Genomic DNA, 19,071 nt, shown 5'->3' with positions numbered 1-19,071 from the left:
ATGACCGCATCCTCCGACGCATCATCAGCCGACGCACCGCTCTCGGCGCTCGGCGACCTCTCTGCAGCTGGCGTGAGCGTCTGGCTCGACGACCTCAGCCGATCGCGCATCCGCACCGGCGATCTGCAGCGGCTGATCGACACCCGTGACGTCGTCGGCGTCACGACCAACCCCAGCATCTTCGACGCCGCACTGGCCGACGGGGCCGCCTACGCCCATCAGCTCGATCAGCTGGCTGCCGACGGAGCATCCGCAGCCGAGGCGGTACGGCAGCTGACCACGGTGGACGTCGCCGAAGCGGCCGAGCTGCTGCGCCCGATCTACGAGCAGTCGAACGGAGTCGACGGCCGGGTCTCGATCGAGGTCGACCCGTTTCTCGCGCACGACACCGAAGCGACGCTGACGCAGGCACGAGACCTCTGGCGGGAGATCGCCCGCCCGAACCTGATGGTCAAGATTCCCGGCACCGAAGAGGGTCTGCCCGCAATCGCCGATGCGACGGCAGCGGGCATCAGCGTCAACGTCACGCTGATCTTCGGGGTCGACCGGTACCGCGAGGTCATCAATGCCTACCTGACCGGCCTGGAGCGCGCACACGCCGACGGCATCGACATCTCGAGCATCCACTCGGTCGCCTCGTTCTTCGTCTCTCGCGTCGACGTCGAGGTGAACAAGCGCCTCGACGCGTTGGGCGTCAGCCACGACGAAGGCCTGCACAACACCGCCGCTCTCGCCAACGCGCGGGCCGCCTATCAGGCGTTCACCGACACGCTCGACACCGAACGCTGGCGCACACTCGCTCAGCGCGGCGGCAAGCCGCAGCGTCCGCTCTGGGCCTCCACCGGCGTGAAAGACCCCGAGCTGCCTGACACCACGTACGTGACCGGGCTGGTCGCAGAGCACACCGTGAACACGATGCCCGAGAAGACCCTCGAAGCCACCTTCGATCATGGAGTCATCGGCCCCGAGCGCATTCCCGACCAAGTCGAAGCCGCGGTCGAGCAGCTCGATCGCCTCGCCGCCGTCGGCATCGATCTGCACGACGTGACCACGGTGCTCGAAGCCGAAGGGGTCACAAAGTTCACCGATGCCTGGACGCATCTGCTCGAAACCGTCGATACCGCTGTCAAGGAGCGCCGATGACCACCGAACCCAGCACACCAGCCGCAACGCCGACCCAGCATCCGCTGCGCGTCGTCATACCCGAGGCACTCGCCGACCGGGCACAGCCCGCCCTGCGACGCCTCATCGACGAGCGCTTCGCCTCTCGTCTCGCCGCAGGCGACGCCACGATCTGGGGTGCCGACGCTCAGCCGGAGGCCGCCAAGCGGCTTGGCTGGGTGCACGCTGACGCCGTCAGCGCGCCCCTGGTCGACGAGATCGTCGCGCTGCGTGACCATCTGCACGCGCAGGGCGTCGACCGAATCGTTCTCGCTGGCATGGGCGGTTCGTCGCTGGCTCCCGAGGTGATCACCATCGCCGCTGACGTCGCCCTGAACATTCTCGACACGACCGATCCACAGCAGCTGCGTCGCGTGCTCGATCACGACATCGAACGCACCGCACTGGTCGTCTCGTCAAAGTCGGGGTCGACGCTCGAGACCGACTCGCAGCGTCGCGCCTTCGCCGCGGCGTTCACAGCTGCCGGCATCGACCCGGCCGAGCGCATCGTCATCGTGACCGACCCCGGTTCGCCGCTCGACGCGCTGGCCCGCGAGGCCGGGCACCACGTCTTCAACGCTGACCCGAACGTCGGCGGTCGATATTCGGCGCTGACCGCGTTCGGCCTCGTGCCGTCGGGCCTCGCCGGAGCCGACATCGCAGGTCTGCTCGCCGACGCGCATGCGGAGCTCCCCGCGCTGCTCGCCGATGCCGAGTCGAATCCGGCTCTGCAGCTCGCGGCCGCTCTCGCCGCCGATCCTGAGCATGTCGACAAGTTCGCGGTGGCCTGCGAGGATGCCGGCCGACTCACCGACCTGCCGGCATGGATCGAGCAGTTGGTCGCCGAGTCGACGGGCAAGCTCGGTCGCGGGGTGCTGCCGATCGCCGTGGATACCGGAGAATTCGAGGTCGCCGCCGATGACCGGCGTGACTCGACGGCCGCTGCGCGACTGGCCGAGCTCACCGGAACCCCCGGGCCGAACCGCCCGGCCGACGTCGTGCCTGTCGCCGTGGTGGACGCCCTGCCGGATGCCCCTGCCGACCATGCAGTCTGGGTGGCCGGCTCGCTGGGCGCACAGTTCATGACCTGGGAGATCGCCACGGCTGCGCTCGGCCTGCTGCTCGGCATCAATCCCTTCGACCAGCCCGACGTCGAGAGTGCGAAGGCCGCAGCTCGCGACCTCCTCGAGCACCCGGTCGAAGGTGGCGCTCCGCTGCTGGTCGACGACACGCTCGCCCTCTTCGTTCCGGGCACCGACGAGGCGGCCTCGGCCATCGCATCCGCCAGCACGCTCGAAGGGGCGCTGCGACGACTGCTCGGCCAGGTCGACCCGGCGCTCGGTTACGTGGCCGTGCAGGTCTATGCCGACCGTGAGGGGCTGGACGACCTCGGCGAGCGTCGCGGGCGTCTGGCCTCCGCGCTGCGCCGCCCCGTGACCTTCGGCTGGGGGCCGCGCTTTCTGCACTCGACCGGGCAGTACCACAAGGGCGGCCCCGCTCAGGGCGTCTTCCTGCAGCTCACCCGTGTGAGCGACGATCCGCTCCCCATTCCCGAGCGACCGTTCGGCTTCGCCCAGCTCATCCGGGCACAGGCGACCGGCGACGCCCAGGTGCTCGCAGCACACGGTCTGCCGGTGCTGCGCATCGAGGCGTCCGACGACGCCGGGCTGGCCCGTGCGCTGGACGTCGCAGTGCGGGTCGCATCGCAGGTGACGGACGCCCGTGACTCCTCCGGCGCCGGTCTCTCGGGGCGCGACACGAACTCGCAGTCACGATGACCGCCGGTTCTCGGGGACCGTTCGAGCAGCTGGCGATGCAGCCCGCTGATCTGCAGCTGAACCCGTTGCGCAGCAGCAACGATCGGCGGCTGCTGCGCATCGCGGGGCCGGCTGCACTGGTGATCTTCGGCGTCACCGGCGACCTCGCCCAGCGCAAACTGCTGCCGGCGATCTACGACCTCGCCAACCGCGGCCTGCTCTCGCCGGCGTTCAGTCTGGTCGGCTTCGGGCGTCGCGAGTGGAGCGATCAGCAGTTCGCCGAATTCGTGTTGACAGCGGTCAGGAACGGTGCTCGCACGCCGTTTCGTCAGAAGGTGTGGGATCAGCTGGCTGCCGGCCTGCGGTTCGTGACCGGTGCCTTCGACGACCCGGACGCCTACATCGCCCTCGACGACACGCTCTCGGAGCTGGCGCGCACGCGCGGCACTCGGGGCAACGCGGCGTTCTATCTGTCGATCCCGCCGCGCCACTTCTCGGCCGTCTGCGACCACCTGGCTGGTCAGGGGCTGGCCAACCACGACGACCAGACCTGGCGTCGTGTCGTCATCGAGAAGCCCTTCGGGCACGACCTGCGCAGTGCTCAGGCGCTGAACGCAGTCGTCGAGCGGGTGTTCGCACCAGACGACATCTTTCGCATCGACCATTACCTCGGCAAAGAGACCGTGCAGAACATTCTGGCGTTCCGATTCGCCAACTCGATCTTCGAGCCGCTCTGGAACGCCAACTACGTCGATCACGTGCAGATCACCATGGCCGAGGACATCGGCATCGGCGGCCGTGCGGGCTATTACGACGGCATCGGCGCAGCGCGCGACGTCATCCAGAACCACCTGCTGCAGCTGCTGGCTCTGACGGCGATGGAAGAGCCCACGTCGCTCACCCCGTCTGCCCTGAGAAGAGAGAAGATCAAGGTGCTGGGCGCGCTCGGTCTGCCCGACGATCTTGCGGTGCACACCGCACGCGGGCAGTACTTGGGCGGGTGGCAGGGCGGCCGACAGGTGCGCGGTTATCTGGATGAGGAGGGCATCGCGCCCGACTCCGTCACCGAGACCTACGCCGCCTTCCGCGTCGACGTGCACACACGCCGCTGGGCCGGTGTGCCCTTCTACCTGCGAGCAGGCAAACGACTCGGCCGCCGTGTGACCGAGATCGCCCTCGTCTTCAAGCAGATTCCGCAGCAGCTCTTCGGCACGCATCAGACCGCCGCGCTCGGCCCGAACGCCCTGGTCATCCGCGTGCAGCCCGATGAGGGCATCACCCTGCGCTTCGGCTCGAAGGTGCCCGACACCAATATGACGGTGCGCGACGTGAGCATGGACTTCACCTACGGCCACTCGTTCGCCGAGGCCAGCCCCGAAGCCTACGAACGGCTGATCCTCGACGTGCTGCTCGGCGACCCGCCCCTGTTCCCGCGACACCGCGAGGTCGAACTCGGCTGGCAGGTGCTCGACCCGATCGAGCAGTTCTGGGCCGCAAACGGCCGCCCAGAGGGCTACCGAGCCGGCACATGGGGGCCCTCCAGTGCCGATCGCATGCTGGCCCTCGACAACAGAGAGTGGCGTCGCCCATGATCATCGATCTCACTGACACAGACACGCCGTCGATCTCGAAGCGGCTGAGTCGAGAGCGCGAGGCCACCGGCTTCAGCGCCCTGGGCCGCGTGCTCACACTGGTCGTGATCGCACGAGCCGACGACGAGGCACGCGCGATCGCCACTGCGGTCGCGGCGTCTCAGGAGCATCCGATGCGGGTGCTCGTGCTGATCCCGCAGCCCGAGGCCGACGCCGACCGGCTCGACGCACAGCTGCGCCTCGGCAACGACACTGGCGCCAGCGAGGTGATCGTGATGCGCGCCCTCGGTGCGGTCGCCTCGGCCCTTGACACGATCGTGATCGGTCTGCTGCTGCCCGACGCCCCGGTCGTGCTCTGGCTGGCCAACGGCGATGTGGATGCCCCGCTCGGGTCGCTCGCAGAACTCGCGGCTCGGCGAGTCTCAGACGTCGGCCGCTGCGGAGATCCGGTCGGTTCACTGCTCGACGCCGCCCGCGCCTATCGACCGGGCGACACCGACTTGGCCTGGTCGCAGATCAGCGTGCTGCGCGCCCAGCTCGCGGCGACCCTCGACCAGCCGCCGCATCTGACCGTGACAGCCGCTGCGCTCACCGGCAGCCCGAACTCGCCGGAGTTCCTGCTGCTCTCCGCCTGGCTGGCGCTGCGTCTCGGCGTTCCCGTCGCCATGCACGACTCGACGTCGTCACTGCCGGTGTCCGAGGTGCGACTCACCCGCCCCGACGGAGACATCGTTCTCTGCGGCGATCCGGCCGCAGGCATGAGCCGGCTCACGCTCCCGGGGCTCCCCGAGCAGCAGCTGCCCCTCACCCAGCGCACCGAAGCGGAGTGTCTCTCTGAGGAGCTGCGCCGACTCGACCAGGACCGCGTCTTCGGCGAAGTGCTGCGCTCAGGACTACCGCTGATTCTCGAGGCACAGGGCGACGATGATGATGCCTGAGCCCGAGTCAGCAGCCGGCGTCACGCGACCGCCGCTCACCCACCTGCAGGTGCCGAACGTCCAGGCGGGCGTTTCCGCGGCCGTCGAAACGGTGCTGCAGCGTCTGAGCGCGTTCGCCGCGAGCCGCCGCACCGAGAACCCCTTCGCCGACTCACCGAGGCTGTCCGGTGAACAAGCGGTGTCGGCTCGTGCGTTCAACCTGGCGCTGACCGGCGGCGGATCGGGCTCGGCGGTGACTCAGGCACTCGCCGAGCACGCCGAGATCGACTGGTCGATGGTGCACCTCTGGTACGGAGACGAACGGTGGGTCGACCGGGGCTCGGCCGATCGCAACGACGTGGTGGCGCTCGACGCGCAGCACCGCCGAGCAGCCTTCGCCGAAGCCGAGCTGCACCGCATCGCCGCTGCAGACGATGGGATCTCCGTCGAGGCCGCCGCCTCGGCCTATGCCGTCGATCTCGCCACCAATGTGTCGCAGCGCGATCCGGAGTCAGCACTGCCGGCGCTCGACCTCGTGCTGCTGGGCGTCGGCCCCGACGGGCACGTTGCCTCGATCTTTCCCCACCATCAGAGCGCTGTCGCGGGTTCGAGCGACAGCCCCGCCAGCACCATCGCCGTGCGCAGCAGTCCGAAGCCTCCCCCGACTCGGGTGTCGCTGACGCTCAGCACGATCCGCGCTGCCAGCCATGTCGTGCTCATCGCCTGCGGCGACGAGAAGCGTGCGGCCGTTCGAGAGATCCTCGCAGGCGAGCCTGTGCCTGCAGAATTGGCCCGGGGGCGTCGTTCGACTCTGCTCATCAGCACTCCGCAGAGCTGATGCGGCCGCACTCCGGCTGACGCGACGTGGCTCGGTCAGCCGAAGTGCAGGGTGCGGGACTCCTTCGTGCAGAGCAACGCTGCGAAGGCAGCCACCAGCGCGCAGGCGAGCATGACCGCCACGACAGTGTGAAGCGAAATGCTCCCAGTGATCGTGACCATCGGGGTGACCGCAGCTGCCAGTGCATACTGCGATGCACCCATGAGCGCGGATGCGATGCCTGCGCCACGCCGCTGGCGGCCCAGTCCCAGCGCCGTGCTGTTGGCGATGATGACGGGGAACGGCGCCCCTGCGAGGCTGACCAGCACGAGCAGCGCCCAGAGAGCCGGTGCGCTCGATCCTGTGCCGGCATCCGTCGCCGACACGACGACGAACAGGACCACGGCGCAGCACGCCTGGAAGACGACGGCGGTCACCAGCAGACGCCACATACCCAGACGGCGCACGAGACGCGTATTGAGCACGCCGGCGGCCAACGTGCCGACCGCGAAGATCGCCATGCAGAGAGAGAACTGGCGTTCGTCGAGGCCGTAGACGAGCTGAAGCACGACGGACGAGCTCGAGATCCAGGTGAAGAGCACGCCGAAGCCGAAGACCTGCATGAGGGTGAACCCGATGAACGACCGGTCGCGCATGACAGAGCCGAGCATGCTGCCGACCTCTCGCAGCCCTCCACGCACCCGTCCGGTGGGCGGCAGAGACTCCCCCAGCACGAAGACACTCGCGAGCAGCATCAGCACGGCCACGCAGGTGAGCACCCAGAGCACGCCTCGCCAGCCGATGTGAGGAATGAGCAGGCCACCGGCGACCGGGGCGAGCACAGGCGCGAGACCGTTGACGATGCCGATGAAGCCGAAGAGCCTCGCCAGCTGCACGCCGTGACTGACGTCACGAGCGATGGCGCGACCGATGACGACGCCGGCACACCCGCTGAACCCCTGAATGAAGCGCCAGATGCAGAGCCACACGATGCTCGGTGACATCGTGGCGAACAGGCTGGAGACGACGAAGAGCGCTCCGGCCACGAGCAGCGGCCGACGCCGACCGAGCATGTCACTGGCCGGCCCCCAAAACAGCTGCCCGCCGCCCATGCCGAGCATGAAGAGCGAGAGAGTGAGCTGCACCGACGCCTGTGAGGTCTGCAGGTCGCCTGAGACCAGGGGGAACCCCGGCAGGTACATATCGGTCGCCAGAGGTGCGACCATGCTGAGCAGACCAAGGGCGCCGATCAGCGCCGGCCCGTACTTCGGGGCCGTGGTGTGCGTCACTGTTGAGCTGAGTGTGCGGTCAGATCTGGCCGAAACGGATCATCAGGCCGATGCCGACGATCGAGACGAACCAGAGCACTGAGACCACGACGGTGATGCGATTCAGGTTGCGCTGGGCCACGCCCGACGCACTGAGGCTGCTGGTGGTGCCGCCGCCGAACATGTCGCTCAGGCCGCCGCCACGCCCCTTGTGCAGCAGGATGAGCAGTGTCAGCAGGATGCTGGTCACTGTCAGCAGCACATTGAGCACGATGATGAGAGCAGTCACGATGGCCTTTCGTCGTCAGGATGCCGAGCGCGGAGCCGGGCAACATCCGCCAGTATACCGGGGATGTCACCCGACGGCATCTTCCGCACGGCGGCGGGTCGTCAGACGTCAGGCGGTGCGCACGTGACGACGAAACTGAGCAATGCCCGCAAAGCTGGCGGCATCAAGGCTCGCGCCGCCCACCAGAGCACCGTCGATGTCGGGCTGAGCGAGGAAGCCTGCGACGTTGTCGACAGCGACCGAGCCGCCGTAGAGGATGCGCGTGGCTGCTGCGACGGCGTCGGCACGCTCGGCCCCCAGCGGCGCGCACAGCGCCTCTCCGAGGGCTCCGCGCAGACGCCCGATGACTTCTTGGGCCTGCTGCGCAGTCGCGGCCTTCCCGCTGCCGATGGCCCACACCGGCTCGTAGGCGATGACGATCTCGGCCGTCTCCCCGGCATCCGCACGCTTGGCCAGTTCAGCTGCGAACTCGGCCACTGCCCCCTGAAGCTGCTGGACGGGAACCGCCGCCGGTCCCTTCGCCTCAAGGTCGGCTGCCGTCTCGCCGACGCAGATCAGCGGAACCAGCCCGTGGCGGATTGCCGCCAGAGCCTTGCGTCCGACCTGAGCGTCGTCTTCGTGGTGGTACAACCGTCGCTCAGAGTGCCCGACGATCGCGTACTTGGCGTCGAGGCGGTTCAGGAAGGCACCCGAGATGTCTCCGGTGAATGCCCCGTGGTCGTGTTCGGAGACATCCTGCGCGCCGAAGGTGATCGGCAGTTTGTCAGCCGCGACCAGCGACTGCACCGACCGCAGGTCGGTGAACGGCGGGAAGACGGCCACTTCGACGTCGTCGAAGTCGTGATCGGCGTCACGCAGCGTCCAGGCGACCTTCTGCACCAGCGCGATGGCGTGCAGATGGTCGATGTTCATCTTCCAGTTGCCCGCGATCAGCGGAGTGCGCTCCCCGACCGGGTGCGCTCCTGCGGAACGGTCCTCGGTTCGTTTGCTGTTGCGCAGACTCATTCGGCCGACCACCCCAGCACGTCGAGGCCGGGCAGAGCCTTGCCTTCGAGCAGTTCGAGGCCGGCGCCGCCGCCGGTCGAGATGTGGCCGAAGTCACTCTCGGTGTAGCCGAAGGACCGCGCGGCCGCAGCCGAGTCACCGCCTCCGACGACGCTGTACCCCGCGGTCTCAGTCAGCGCACGTGCGACGGCACGGGTGCCGCCGGCGAACGCCGCGAACTCGAACACGCCCATCGGGCCGTTCCAGAACACGGTCTTCGACTGCCGGATGACCTCGGCGAACTGTTCTGCGGTCTGGGGGCCCACATCGAGGCCCATGACATCGGCACCGAGATCGCTCGCTTCGATCGCATCGACTGCGGTCACGCGGTGGGCGGCGTCTTCTGCGAAGCGGTCGGCCACGATGATGTCGACCGGAAGCTGCAGGTGCACGCCGAGGCGCTCGGCCTCGTCGAGATAGCCGCGCACGGTGTCGATCTGATCTGCCTCGACCAGGCTCTTGCCGATCTTCTCGCCGCGTGCGGCCAAGAAGGTGTACACCATTCCTCCGCCGATGAGCAGGTGATCGACTTTGGGCAGCAGATTGTCGATGACGGCGAGCTTGTCTGAGACCTTCGCTCCGCCGAGCACGACAGTGTAGGGATGCTCCGGCGAGCCGAGCAGACGGCCGAGGGCCTGCAGCTCGGTCTCGATCAGCAGCCCCGCGGCGTGCGGCAGCAGGGTGGCCAGCTCGTACACGCTGGCCTGTTTGCGATGCACGACGCCGAAACCGTCTGACACGAAGGCGTCGCCGAATGCGGCGAGCTGTGCGGCGAACGCACGGCGCTCCTCTGCGTCCTTCGACGTCTCAGCGGCGTTGAAGCGCAGATTCTCGAGCAGTACGACGCCGCCCTCTCCGAGCTCGCCGACCTGCTGACGGGCGGAGTCGCCCACGGTGTCGGTCGCGAACGCTACCTCCGTGCCCAGCAGTTCACCCAGGCGCACGGCCACCGGCTCGAGTGAGAGCTCGGGAACGACCTGTCCTTTGGGGCGGCCCAAGTGGGCCACGATGATCAAGCTGGCACCGGCTTCGAGCAGCCGACGATACGTCGGCAGCGATGCACGGATGCGGCCGTCATCGGTGATGACACCGTCTTTCAGCGGAACATTGAGGTCGCTGCGCACGATGACGCGGCGTCCGGCGAGGGAGCCGAGCGATTCAATCGTCTTGAGAGACATGTGCAGGCTCAGCCCAGCTTCGAGGCGACGAGCTTGGTCAGGTCGACCACGCGGCTGGAGTAGCCGAACTCGTTGTCGTACCAGCCGACGAGCTTGACCGTGGTGCCGATGACGCGCACCAGCGGGGCGTCGAAGACGGTCGAGTACTGGTTGCCGACGATGTCGCTCGAGACGATGGGGGCCTCGCTGTACTGCAGATAGCCCTTGAGCTGCTGCTCGGCTGCCTCACGGTACACCGCGAGGATGTCGTCGACCGACGCCTGGCGCGACGCCTCGATGGTGACGTCGGTCAGCGACCCGTCGGGCACGGGCACGCGCACCGCGTACCCGTCGAGCCTTCCCTTGAGCTCGGGAATGACGAGGCCGATGGCCTTGGCCGCACCCGACGTGGTCGGCACGACGTTGACTGCGGCGGCACGTGCGCGACGCAGGTCTTTGTGCTTGGAGTCGACGAGGCGCTGGTCGCCGGTGTAGGCGTGCACCGTGGTCATGAAACCGCGTTCGATGCCGAAGTTGTCGAGGAACGGCTTGACCAGCGGAGCCAGGCAGTTGGTGGTGCAGGAGGCGTTCGAGATGACGTCGTGACGCTCGGGGTCGTAGAGATCGTCGTTGACGCCCATCACGAACGTGGCGTCTTCGTGCTTGGCCGGAGCCGTGATGATGACCTTCTTGGCCCCCGCCTCGATATGAGCACGGGCGTTGTCGGCGTCGTTGAACTTGCCGGTGCCCTCGATCACGATGTCGACGCCCTGATCACCCCAGCCGAGCTCGCGAGGATCGCGTGAGCTGAGTGCTGTGATCTCGCGGCCGTCGACGATGAGCTTGCCCGGTGCCGTCTCGACGTCGTGGTCCCAGATGCCGTGCACGGAGTCGTACTTGAGCAGGTGAGCCTGGGTCTCCAGGTCGCGAAGGTCGTTCGCGGCGACGATCTCGAAATTGGTGTCCTGCTGGTCGAGAGCCGCACGCAGGACAGTCCTGCCGATGCGACCGAATCCGTTGATCCCAACCCGAACTGTCACGAGCGTTCTCCTTCGATGCTTCGATGCGTCACGTATTCGACGGGAGATGTCCCGCCACAGCCATTCTACTGAACTCCGTCAGACTCCGCCGCTCGGGCGCTCGAAGAGGCCGACCGCCGCAGCGAGATCCATCCCCCAAACGCAAAGCACCCCACGGCATCCGTCGGATGCGTGGGGTGCTCGGTCGACCGGGAGTGTCTCTCGGTCTGTGCGCTGAGGCGATCGTCCGCCTCTTCGGCCCGGGACGGTCAGAGGGTGATGATGCCCTGAGTGCCGTTCTTGGCGGCTGTGAAGCGCTCGGCGACGTTCTGCCAGTTCGCGATGTTCCAGATCGCCTTGACGTAGTCGGCCTTCACGTTCAGGTAGTCGAGGTAGAAGGCGTGCTCCCACATGTCGACCAGGAACACCGGCACGGTCGCCGCAGCGTGGTTCGACTGGTGATCGTGCAGCTGCTCGATGATGAGGCGCTGGCCGAGGCTGTCCCATGACAGGGCAGCCCAGCCCGAACCCTGGATGCCCAGTGCTGCGGCAGCGAACTGCGCCTGGAAGTTCTCGAACGAGCCGAAGAATTCGGTGATCGCGGCGTCGAGCTCACCCTCGGGACGCTGCGTGTCGGGGCCGAGGTTGGTCCAGAAGATGGTGTGGTTGACGTGGCCGGCCAGGTTGAAGGCGAGATCCTTCTCAAGCTGGTTGATGTCGCCGTAGCCGCCACCCTCGCGAGCGGCCTCGAGCTTCTCGAGTGCGGTGTTGGCGCCCTTGACGTAGTTCGCATGGTGCTTGTCGTGATGCAGCTCCATGATCTTTCCGCTGATCGACGGCTCCAGCGCCGAGTAATCGTAGGGAAGATCGGGAAGGGTGTAGACAGACATGACAACTCCTCACAGTTCACAGATGTGACGGTCGAAACCGACCGCCCTGTGTGCGAGTGTACTCAGCTGTGGCGGCGAACGACGCAAGAGATGCGCAATGTCATACGACGTTCACTGACCGCGAAATGCTTGTTCGGTCAATTGACCGAAGACGCCGTGCGTACCTGCCCGACGGTCGATCAGCGCACGCTGTCGGGCACGTTGGCCTCGGTGCCCGGCAGTCCCAGCTCCTTCGCACGGCGATCGGCCATGGCCAGCAGACGACGGATGCGACCGGCGACGGCATCCTTCGTCAGCACGGGATCGGCGAGGCGACCCAGTTCGTCGAGACTCGCCTGTCGGTGCTGCAGGCGAAGATCGCCCGCCTGACGCAGATGATCGGGGATCTCATCGCCGAGGATCTCGAGCGCCCGCTCGACGCGCGCGCTGGCTGCGACGGCTGCCTGAGCCGAGCGCCGCAGGTTCGCGTCGTCGAAGTTCACCAGTCGGTTGACGTTGGCTCGCACTTCACGACGGTGCCGCACCTCTTCCCACTCTTCGAGGGTGTGCGTCGCACCGAGCAGCCGCAGCATCGTCGCGATCGCCTCGGGCTCACGCACCACCACTCGGTGCGACCCGCGGATCTCGCGTGCCTTCGTGACGACGCCGACGCGACGGGCCGTGCCCACGAGGGCCATTGCCGCCTCAGCGACCGGGCACACCACTTCGAGCGCCGAGCTGCGCCCGGGATCGCTCAGCGAGCCGGCCGCCAGAAACGCTCCCCGCCAGACGGCGCAGGAGATCTCGGGCGAACCGTTGACCAACGCGCTCGGCAGGCCGCGCACGGGACGATTGCGGGTGTCGGTCATGCCGGTCTGGCGGGCCAGAATCTCTCCCCCGCGCGGGATGCGCAGCACGTACTCGCCAGGTGCTCCCACGCTCTCGACGAGCTGTGCCGGGGCACCGTACAGTTCGGCCAGGCCGCGCCGCACCCGTTCAGTGAGTTCGGGAGAGTCGAGCACGACCTCGATGACGATATGACCGGAGATGTGATGCAGACCGCCCGCGAAACGCAGCAGACTGGCGAGCTCAGCTGCGCGCAGTCGACCGGTCGGGTATCGGTGCCTCATGAGCTCCTGTTTGACTTGGGCTGTCAGTGGCACCGCAGGTCATTCCTTTCCAAGGTCTCTGTGTGTGACTTCGACGATGAGATCTGGATGCTTGCGCAGTCTGCGCGCCATCTCGTTCGCCGTGGCCACCGAGCGATGTTTGCCCCCCGTGCACCCGAAGGCGAACATCGCGTGACGCTTGTTCTCACGCAGGTATCCGTCTATCACTGTGCCCAGCACACGCTCGTAGTCACTCAGGAACTCCTGTGCTCCTGGCTGGCCGAGCACATATTCTCTCACATCGTCGTCAGCACCGGTGTGCGCTCGAAGCTCTTCGACCCAGAACGGATTCGGCAGAAAGCGCATGTCTGCCACCATGTCGGCGTCGAGCGGAATGCCGTACTTGAAGCCGAAACTGGTGATCGTCACAGTGACGGTGTCGGCCTGGTCGCCGCCGAAGAGGTCAAAGGCACGGTTGGTCAGCTGATGCACGTTGAGACCGGTGGTGTCGATGATGGTGTCGGCACGACCGCGCAGTCCGGCAAGCAGCTGGCGCTCAGCCCGGATGCGCTCGACCAGCGTGCCACCGCTCTGCAGCGGGTGCGGACGCCGCACCTTCTCGAATCGCCGAACGAGTTCGGCGTCGCTCGCCTCGAGATAGACCACCCGCATGGGCACGGCGAGGCCGTTGAGCGCATCGAGCTGCGCGTCGAGATCGCTGAACACCGTGCCCCCGCGCACGTCGATGACGACAGCCAGGCGACGGATGTCGTGCTCGCCGTCTTCGACGAAGTGCGCGAGCGGAACCAGCATCTTGGGCGGCAGGTTGTCGATCACGTACCAGCCCATGTCTTCGAGCGCGTTCGCAACGGTCGAGCGTCCGGCGCCCGAGAGCCCGGTCAGGATCAGAAACTCGCTGCGCTCTGCGTTCGGCCGCGCGCCTGCGGACGTCGCAGAGTCCGTCTGCGCGGGGTCACTCTGCACTGTCTCGCTCACGCTCGCCTTCATGATCATCAACCTTAGCCCGATTGCGGTGCTGCCATTCAGCGAGTCTCTGGGCCGTCGTCGCGCCGATGCCGGGCACGGCGCAGAGCTCTTCGACGCCGGCCTCGGCGACACGGGCCGGAGAGCCGAAGTGACGCAGCAGGTCGCGTGCGCGACGGTCGCCGATGCCCGGCACTGCGGCGAGGTCGGTCTCATAGGCCTTGGTGCGGGAGTTGCGCTGGTAGGTGATCGCGAATCGATGGGCCTCGTCACGGATGCGCTGCACCATGAACATCGCCTCGCTGTTGCGCGGGAGGATCACCGGGTAGTCGTCGTCCGGCACCCAGAGCTCCTCGAGGCGTTTGGCGATGCCGGCCAACGCGATGCGGTCGGCGAACCCGTGCTCTTCGAGTGCACGCTTCGCGGCCGCCACCTGAGGTGCACCGCCGTCGACGATGATGAGACTCGGAAAGTACTGGAACGAGTTCTGCCGAGGGTCTCGGGGAGCATCCGAGGGTGATCCCGCCGGACTCTGCTGCTCGCGCAGATGTGCGAGACGACGCGAGATGACCTGATGGATCGAGGCGGTGTCGTCGTTGGTGCCCACGATCGAGAACTTGCGGTAGTCCCGCTTCTTCGGCAGGCCGTCCTCGAAGACCACCATCGAGGCCACGACATCGGTGCCGCCGAGATGTGAGATGTCGTAGCACTCCATGCGCAGCGGCGCTTCGCTCATGCCCAGCGCCCGCGCGATCTCGGTCAGAGCGCTGCTGCGCGCCACATAGTCGCTGGCACGCTTCATCTTGTACTGCCTCAGCGCCTCAGCGGCGTTCGTGGTAACCGTCTGCTGCAGCGAGAGCTTCTCACCGCGCTGCGGCACGCGAAGATGGACCGGACCGCCCCGACGACGCTCGAGCAGCTCGGTGACGGCCTCGGCATCCGCCGGCATCGCAGGCAGCAGAATCTGCACGGGCACGGTCAGGGGACGATCCGCATCATCGAGATAGACGTGCTGCAGCGCCTGAGCCAGGAACTCGGAGTCAGGCATCTCGAGCTCTTTGTCGATGAGCCAGGTGCGCACCCCGCGAATGCGTCCGCCGCGAACCATGAACACGTGCACTGCTGCGTGCAGATCGTCGTCGCTGATGCCGAGCACGTCGGCGTTCTCGTGGTCGGAGAGCACGACCGCCGTCGAGGCGAGCACGGAGTCCAGAGCCTGCAGCTGATCACGCAGCCGCGCCGCCTGCTCGAACTCGAGGTCGTCGCTGGCGCGCTGCATGCGCTGCCGCAGGTCACGAATATAGGCCTGATCCTGACCTGCCATGAAGCGGATCACGTGCCGAGCGGTCTCTCTGTGCTCGTCGATCGAGACCCGACCGACGCAGGGGGCCGAGCATTTGCCGATGTCGCCGAGCAGACAGGGCTTGCCGGTGCGCTGTGCGCGCTTCAGCGTGGAGGCCTTGCAGCTGCGCATCGGGAACACTTTGAGCAGCGAGTCGATGGTCGAGCGCAGGTCGTAGACCTTGACATACGGCCCGAAGTATCGATCGCCCTTTTTGTGCCGGCCCCGTGTGATCGTGACGCGAGGGATCTCTTCGGACATCGTGAGCGCGAGGTACGGGTACGACTTGTCGTCTTTGAACTGCACGTTGAACGGCGGATCGAACTCTTTGATCCAGGTGTACTCGAGCTGCAGCGCCTCGAACTCGCTGCCCACGATCGTCCACCGCAGCTCACGGGCGGTCGTGACCATGCGTCGAGTGCGCTCGTGCAGCGTGTGCAGCGGAGCGAAGTAGCTGCTGAGCCGTGCACGCAGGTTCTTTGCCTTGCCGACGTAGATCACGCGGCCGTTGGCGTCGAGCCACCGGTACACTCCCGGCTTCGACGGGATGTCACCCGTGCGCGGTCGCCACGAGAGATCTTCGGCCACGGTCAGCGGGCCTTCCCCGCCGAGCGCGTCGCTGCACCCTCAGCCTGGGACTTCGAGGCACTTCGGTCGAAGATCTCGGCCAGGAATGCTCCAGTGTGGCTCTCAGGCACCCGGGCGACCTCTTCCGGGGTGCCCTCGGCCACGACCGTGCCACCGCCAGAGCCGCCCTCAGGCCCCATGTCGATGATCCAGTCGGCGCTCTTGATCACGTCGAGGTTGTGCTCGATGACGATCACCGTATTGCCCTTGTCGACGAGTTCGCGCAGCACGATGAGCAGCTTGCGCACATCTTCGAAGTGCAGACCCGTCGTGGGCTCGTCGAGCACATAGACGCTTCGCCCGTTCGAACGACGCTGCAGTTCGGTGGCGAGCTTCACACGCTGGGCCTCTCCGCCCGAGAGCGTCGTGGCGCTCTGCCCCAAGGTCACGTAGCCGAGCCCGACGTCGACCAGCGTCTTCATGTAACGGTGGATGCTGTTGATCGGCTCGAAGAACTCAGCGGCCTGAGCGATGGACATATCGAGCACCTCGGCGATGTTCTTGCCCTTGTAGCGCACGGCGAGCGTGTCGCGGTTGTACCGAGCGCCGTGGCAGACCTCGCAGTCGACATAGACGTCTGGCAGAAAGTTCATCTCGATCTTGAGCGTGCCGTCGCCGTTGCAGGCCTCGCAGCGGCCTCCCTTGACGTTGAACGAGAAGCGACCTGGAAGGTACCCGCGTGCCTGAGCCTCGGGCGTCTGCGCGAAGAGCTTGCGAATCTGATCGAACACTCCCGTGTAGGTCGCCGGGTTCGACCTCGGCGTGCGGCCGATCGGGCTCTGATCGACGTGCACCACTTTGTCGAGCTGTGAGATACCGGTGATGCGAGTGTGTTTCCCGGCCACGTTGCGCGCATGGTTGAGCTTCTGAGCGAGCACGCGATAGAGGATGTCATTGACCAGCGTGGACTTGCCTGAACCGCTGACCCCGGTCACCACGGTCATCACTCCGATCGGGAAGCTCACGTCGACGTCGCGCAGATTGTTCTCACGAGCACCCACCACCGAGATCTGTCGCTGCTTCGAGGTGCGGTGCCGTTTCTCGGGCAGCGGGATGCTGCGCCGCCCCGCCAGATAGTCGCCAGTGATCGAGTCGCGATTCTGCAGCAGGGCCTCGTAACTGCCCGAGTGAATCACTCGGCCGCCGTTGACGCCCGCACCCGGGCCGATGTCGACGATCCAGTCGGCTGCCTGAATGGTCTCTTCGTCGTGCTCGACCACGAGCAGCGTGTTGCCGAGATCTCGAAGCTTGCGCAGGGTCGCGATCAGACGGCGGTTGTCACGCTGGTGCAGACCGATCGAGGGCTCGTCGAGCACGTACAGCACTCCGGTCAGACCTGATCCGATCTGCGTCGCCAGGCGGATGCGCTGGGCCTCACCGCCGGAGAGCGTTCCAGCAGTGCGCGAGAGCGAGAGGTAGTCGAGGCCGACTTCGAGCAGAAAGTCGAGTCGGGCGCGCACCTCGCGCAGCACCGGCTCGGCGATTGCCGTCTCACGCTGGCCGAGACGCAGGTGACTGAAGAACTCGGCGGTCTGGTCGAGCGGCATCTTGACGACGTCCCAAATGCTGAGGCCGTCGACTTTGACCGAGAGCACCTCTGGCTTCAGGCGGGCTCCGTGGCACACTGAGCAGGGCACCTCGCGCAGGTACGGCTCGTAGCGATCACGCTGCGCGTCGCTCTCAGCTTCGAGCCAGTGACGGTGCACGTAGGGCAGCACTCCTTCGAACCCGCTGGTGTACTTGATCTCGCGTCCGAAGCGGTTGCGGTAGCGCACCTTCACGTTGAAGTCTTTGCCGTTGAGCACCAGCGCCCGGGCCTTCGCGCTGAGCTTGTGCCACGGCGTGTCGAGCGAGAAGCCGTTCTCATCGGCCAGGCCTTCGAGCACGTGCTCGAAGAAGTGCGAGAGCCCTTTGCTCTGCGTGCTCCACGGCAGAATGGCTCCGTCGTGAATCGACGCCTCGGGGTCGCCGATGACCAGTTCTTCGTCGACGCTCATCGCGGTGCCGAGGCCGGAGCACTCGGGGCAGGCGCCGAAGGGTGCGTTGAACGAGAAGGTCCGCGGTTCGAAGTCGGTGACCGTGATGGTGTGGCCGTTGGGGCACGAGAGGTCTTCGCTGAAGACCCGCTGACGCTCCCCTGTCTCGTCGTCATCGGAGCGATCGACGAAGTCGGCGATCACCAGCCCATCCGCCGCTTTCAGCGCCGTCTCGACCGAATCGGTGAGTCGCGTGTCGATTCCCGGCCGCGCCACGAGACGGTCGACGACCACCGAGATGTCGTGTTTGAAGGTCTTCTTCAGCTTGGGCGCCTCTGAGAGCTGCACAGTGTCTCCGTCGACGACGGCACGTGCGAAGCCCTGGGCCTGCAGGTTGGCCAGCAGGTCGACGAACTCGCCCTTGCGCTGACGCACCACCGGGGCGAGCACTTGGAAGCGCGTGCCCTCTGGCAGTTTGAGCAGTTCGTCGACGATCTGCTGCACCGTCTGACGCTGGATCACCGCGTCGCACACCGGGCAATGCGGAGTGCCCGCACGGCTGAACAACAGTCTCAGATAGTCGTAGATCTCGGTGATGGTGCCGACGGTCGACCGCGGGTTGCGGTTCGTCGACTTCTGGTCGATCGAGACCGCAGGACTCAGGCCCTCAATGAAGTCGACGTCGGGGCGGTCGACCTGCCCGAGAAACTGCCGCGCATAGGCAGAGAGGCTCTCAACGTAGCGACGCTGCCCCTCGGCGAAGATGGTGTCGAAGGCGAGTGACGACTTGCCCGAGCCGCTGAGCCCGGTGAAGAGCACCAGTGAGTCGCGGGGAAAGTTCACATCGATGTTGCGCAGGTTGTGCACCCGCGCGCCGCGCACCTCGATACGGTCGTTGGCTCGTTTCTGTATGCGACCGGGATGTGCGCTGCGAGTCTCAGCCGATTCCGACTGGTCTGCCTCTGCCTGCTTCGAGAGGCGAGCCTGCGCCGTCGTCTCGCTCGTTGTGGGGGCTGCGCCGTTCTGCGCGGTGCTGCTGGCCTGGTGCGTCATGATGATCTTCTTCGTGAGGTCGTCGGTGCTGGGGGGATGTCGGAGTCGTATGGTTCTGGCGTCGTGCGCGCACTCATGCCGTGCTGCGCT

General features: G+C 66.6%; 15 protein-coding genes. 5 read left to right on the top strand and 10 right to left on the bottom strand.

Going from position 1 to position 19,071, the window contains the following annotated elements; all coding sequences use genetic code 11:
• The 5 genes from tal to pgl are packed head-to-tail and all read left to right on the top strand — an operon-like array spanning nucleotide 1 to nucleotide 6,265.
• A complete protein-coding gene (tal, locus tag F8O08_RS07000; protein ID WP_158042920.1) occupies nucleotides 1-1,143 on the top strand; it encodes a transaldolase in 1,143 nt (380 codons plus the stop codon).
• On the top strand, nucleotides 1,140-2,939 hold the full coding sequence (locus F8O08_RS06995; RefSeq protein WP_158042919.1) for a glucose-6-phosphate isomerase: 1,800 nt from the start codon (nucleotides 1,140-1,142) through the stop codon (nucleotides 2,937-2,939). The genes tal and F8O08_RS06995 overlap by 4 nt, the downstream gene beginning before the upstream one ends.
• 35 nt (nucleotides 2,940-2,974) lie before the next feature.
• Complete coding sequence (gene zwf, locus F8O08_RS06990; RefSeq protein ID WP_158038033.1) at nucleotides 2,975-4,510, top strand: glucose-6-phosphate dehydrogenase; 1,536 nt, start codon at nucleotides 2,975-2,977, stop codon at nucleotides 4,508-4,510.
• The gene (locus F8O08_RS06985; RefSeq protein WP_192496875.1) at nucleotides 4,507-5,448 is read left to right on the top strand and encodes a glucose-6-phosphate dehydrogenase assembly protein OpcA; all 942 of its coding nucleotides are present in this window, start codon (nucleotides 4,507-4,509) and stop codon (nucleotides 5,446-5,448) included. The genes zwf and F8O08_RS06985 overlap by 4 nt, the downstream gene beginning before the upstream one ends.
• Nucleotides 5,438-6,265, top strand: coding sequence for a 6-phosphogluconolactonase (gene pgl / locus F8O08_RS06980; protein ID WP_192497728.1), 828 nt, complete (start codon nucleotides 5,438-5,440; stop codon nucleotides 6,263-6,265). The genes F8O08_RS06985 and pgl overlap by 11 nt, the downstream gene beginning before the upstream one ends.
• A 35-nt stretch (nucleotides 6,266-6,300) precedes the next feature.
• Here pgl and F8O08_RS06975 read toward each other — a convergent pair whose 3' ends face one another.
• From F8O08_RS06975 to uvrA, 10 genes are all read right to left on the bottom strand, one after another.
• Complete coding sequence (locus F8O08_RS06975; protein WP_158038036.1) at nucleotides 6,301-7,533, bottom strand: multidrug effflux MFS transporter; 1,233 nt, start codon at nucleotides 7,531-7,533, stop codon at nucleotides 6,301-6,303.
• 19 nt (nucleotides 7,534-7,552) lie between these two features.
• Nucleotides 7,553-7,801 carry a preprotein translocase subunit SecG gene (gene secG / locus F8O08_RS06970; protein ID WP_158031523.1) on the bottom strand — a complete coding sequence of 83 codons (249 nt, stop codon included), beginning with the start codon at nucleotides 7,799-7,801 and terminating at the stop codon, nucleotides 7,553-7,555.
• Nucleotides 7,802-7,909: 108 nt separating this feature from the next.
• On the bottom strand, nucleotides 7,910-8,806 hold the full coding sequence (tpiA, locus tag F8O08_RS06965; protein WP_158042917.1) for a triose-phosphate isomerase: 897 nt from the start codon (nucleotides 8,804-8,806) through the stop codon (nucleotides 7,910-7,912).
• Nucleotides 8,803-10,023 carry a phosphoglycerate kinase gene (locus F8O08_RS06960; RefSeq protein ID WP_158042916.1) on the bottom strand — a complete coding sequence of 407 codons (1,221 nt, stop codon included), beginning with the start codon at nucleotides 10,021-10,023 and terminating at the stop codon, nucleotides 8,803-8,805. Before F8O08_RS06960 ends, tpiA begins: the two co-directional genes overlap by 4 nt.
• A gap of 8 nt (nucleotides 10,024-10,031) precedes the next feature.
• Nucleotides 10,032-11,042 carry a type I glyceraldehyde-3-phosphate dehydrogenase gene (gene gap / locus F8O08_RS06955; protein WP_158038039.1) on the bottom strand — a complete coding sequence of 337 codons (1,011 nt, stop codon included), beginning with the start codon at nucleotides 11,040-11,042 and terminating at the stop codon, nucleotides 10,032-10,034.
• A 248-nt stretch (nucleotides 11,043-11,290) separates the two neighbouring features.
• Nucleotides 11,291-11,911, bottom strand: a complete 621-nt coding sequence (locus F8O08_RS06950) for a superoxide dismutase (protein ID WP_158038040.1) — start codon at nucleotides 11,909-11,911, stop codon at nucleotides 11,291-11,293.
• Nucleotides 11,912-12,090: 179 nt separating this feature from the next.
• Nucleotides 12,091-13,053, bottom strand: a complete 963-nt coding sequence (whiA, locus tag F8O08_RS06945) for a DNA-binding protein WhiA (RefSeq protein WP_158042915.1) — start codon at nucleotides 13,051-13,053, stop codon at nucleotides 12,091-12,093.
• Nucleotides 13,054-13,059: 6 nt separating this feature from the next.
• Nucleotides 13,060-13,995, bottom strand: a complete 936-nt coding sequence (gene rapZ, locus F8O08_RS06940; RefSeq protein ID WP_225733598.1) for an RNase adapter RapZ — start codon at nucleotides 13,993-13,995, stop codon at nucleotides 13,060-13,062.
• A complete protein-coding gene (uvrC, locus tag F8O08_RS06935) occupies nucleotides 13,973-15,913 on the bottom strand; it encodes an excinuclease ABC subunit UvrC (protein WP_158031530.1) in 1,941 nt (646 codons plus the stop codon). Before uvrC ends, rapZ begins: the two co-directional genes overlap by 23 nt.
• 2 nt (nucleotides 15,914-15,915) lie before the next feature.
• Nucleotides 15,916-18,981 (bottom strand): excinuclease ABC subunit UvrA, encoded by a 3,066-nt coding sequence (gene uvrA, locus F8O08_RS06930; RefSeq protein ID WP_158042913.1) that lies wholly within the window; start codon nucleotides 18,979-18,981, stop codon nucleotides 15,916-15,918.
• Between the last annotated feature and the right edge of the window lie 90 nt (nucleotides 18,982-19,071).

This window comes from Pseudoclavibacter sp. CFCC 13611 (assembly GCF_008831225.1).
GTDB lineage: Bacteria > Actinomycetota > Actinomycetes > Actinomycetales > Microbacteriaceae > Pseudoclavibacter_A.
The sequence above is the reverse complement of the archived record's forward strand: the minus strand, read 5'-3'. Positions and strand labels throughout refer to the sequence as shown.

What these genes read in the sequence shown, in the direction of transcription:
- tal (WP_158042920.1), top strand. Translation starts at nt 1, where the DNA reads ATGACCGCATCCTCCGACGCATCATCAGCCGACGCACCGCTCTCGGCG.
- F8O08_RS06995 (WP_158042919.1), top strand. Translation starts at nt 1,140, where the DNA reads ATGACCACCGAACCCAGCACACCAGCCGCAACGCCGACCCAGCATCCG.
- zwf (WP_158038033.1), top strand. Translation starts at nt 2,975, where the DNA reads ATGCAGCCCGCTGATCTGCAGCTGAACCCGTTGCGCAGCAGCAACGAT.
- F8O08_RS06985 (WP_192496875.1), top strand. Translation starts at nt 4,507, where the DNA reads ATGATCATCGATCTCACTGACACAGACACGCCGTCGATCTCGAAGCGG.
- pgl (WP_192497728.1), top strand. Translation starts at nt 5,438, where the DNA reads ATGATGCCTGAGCCCGAGTCAGCAGCCGGCGTCACGCGACCGCCGCTC.
- tpiA (WP_158042917.1), bottom strand. Translation starts at nt 8,806, where the DNA reads ATGAGTCTGCGCAACAGCAAACGAACCGAGGACCGTTCCGCAGGAGCG.
- F8O08_RS06960 (WP_158042916.1), bottom strand. Translation starts at nt 10,023, where the DNA reads ATGTCTCTCAAGACGATTGAATCGCTCGGCTCCCTCGCCGGACGCCGC.
- F8O08_RS06950 (WP_158038040.1), bottom strand. Translation starts at nt 11,911, where the DNA reads ATGTCTGTCTACACCCTTCCCGATCTTCCCTACGATTACTCGGCGCTG.
- uvrA (WP_158042913.1), bottom strand. Translation starts at nt 18,981, where the DNA reads ATGACGCACCAGGCCAGCAGCACCGCGCAGAACGGCGCAGCCCCCACA.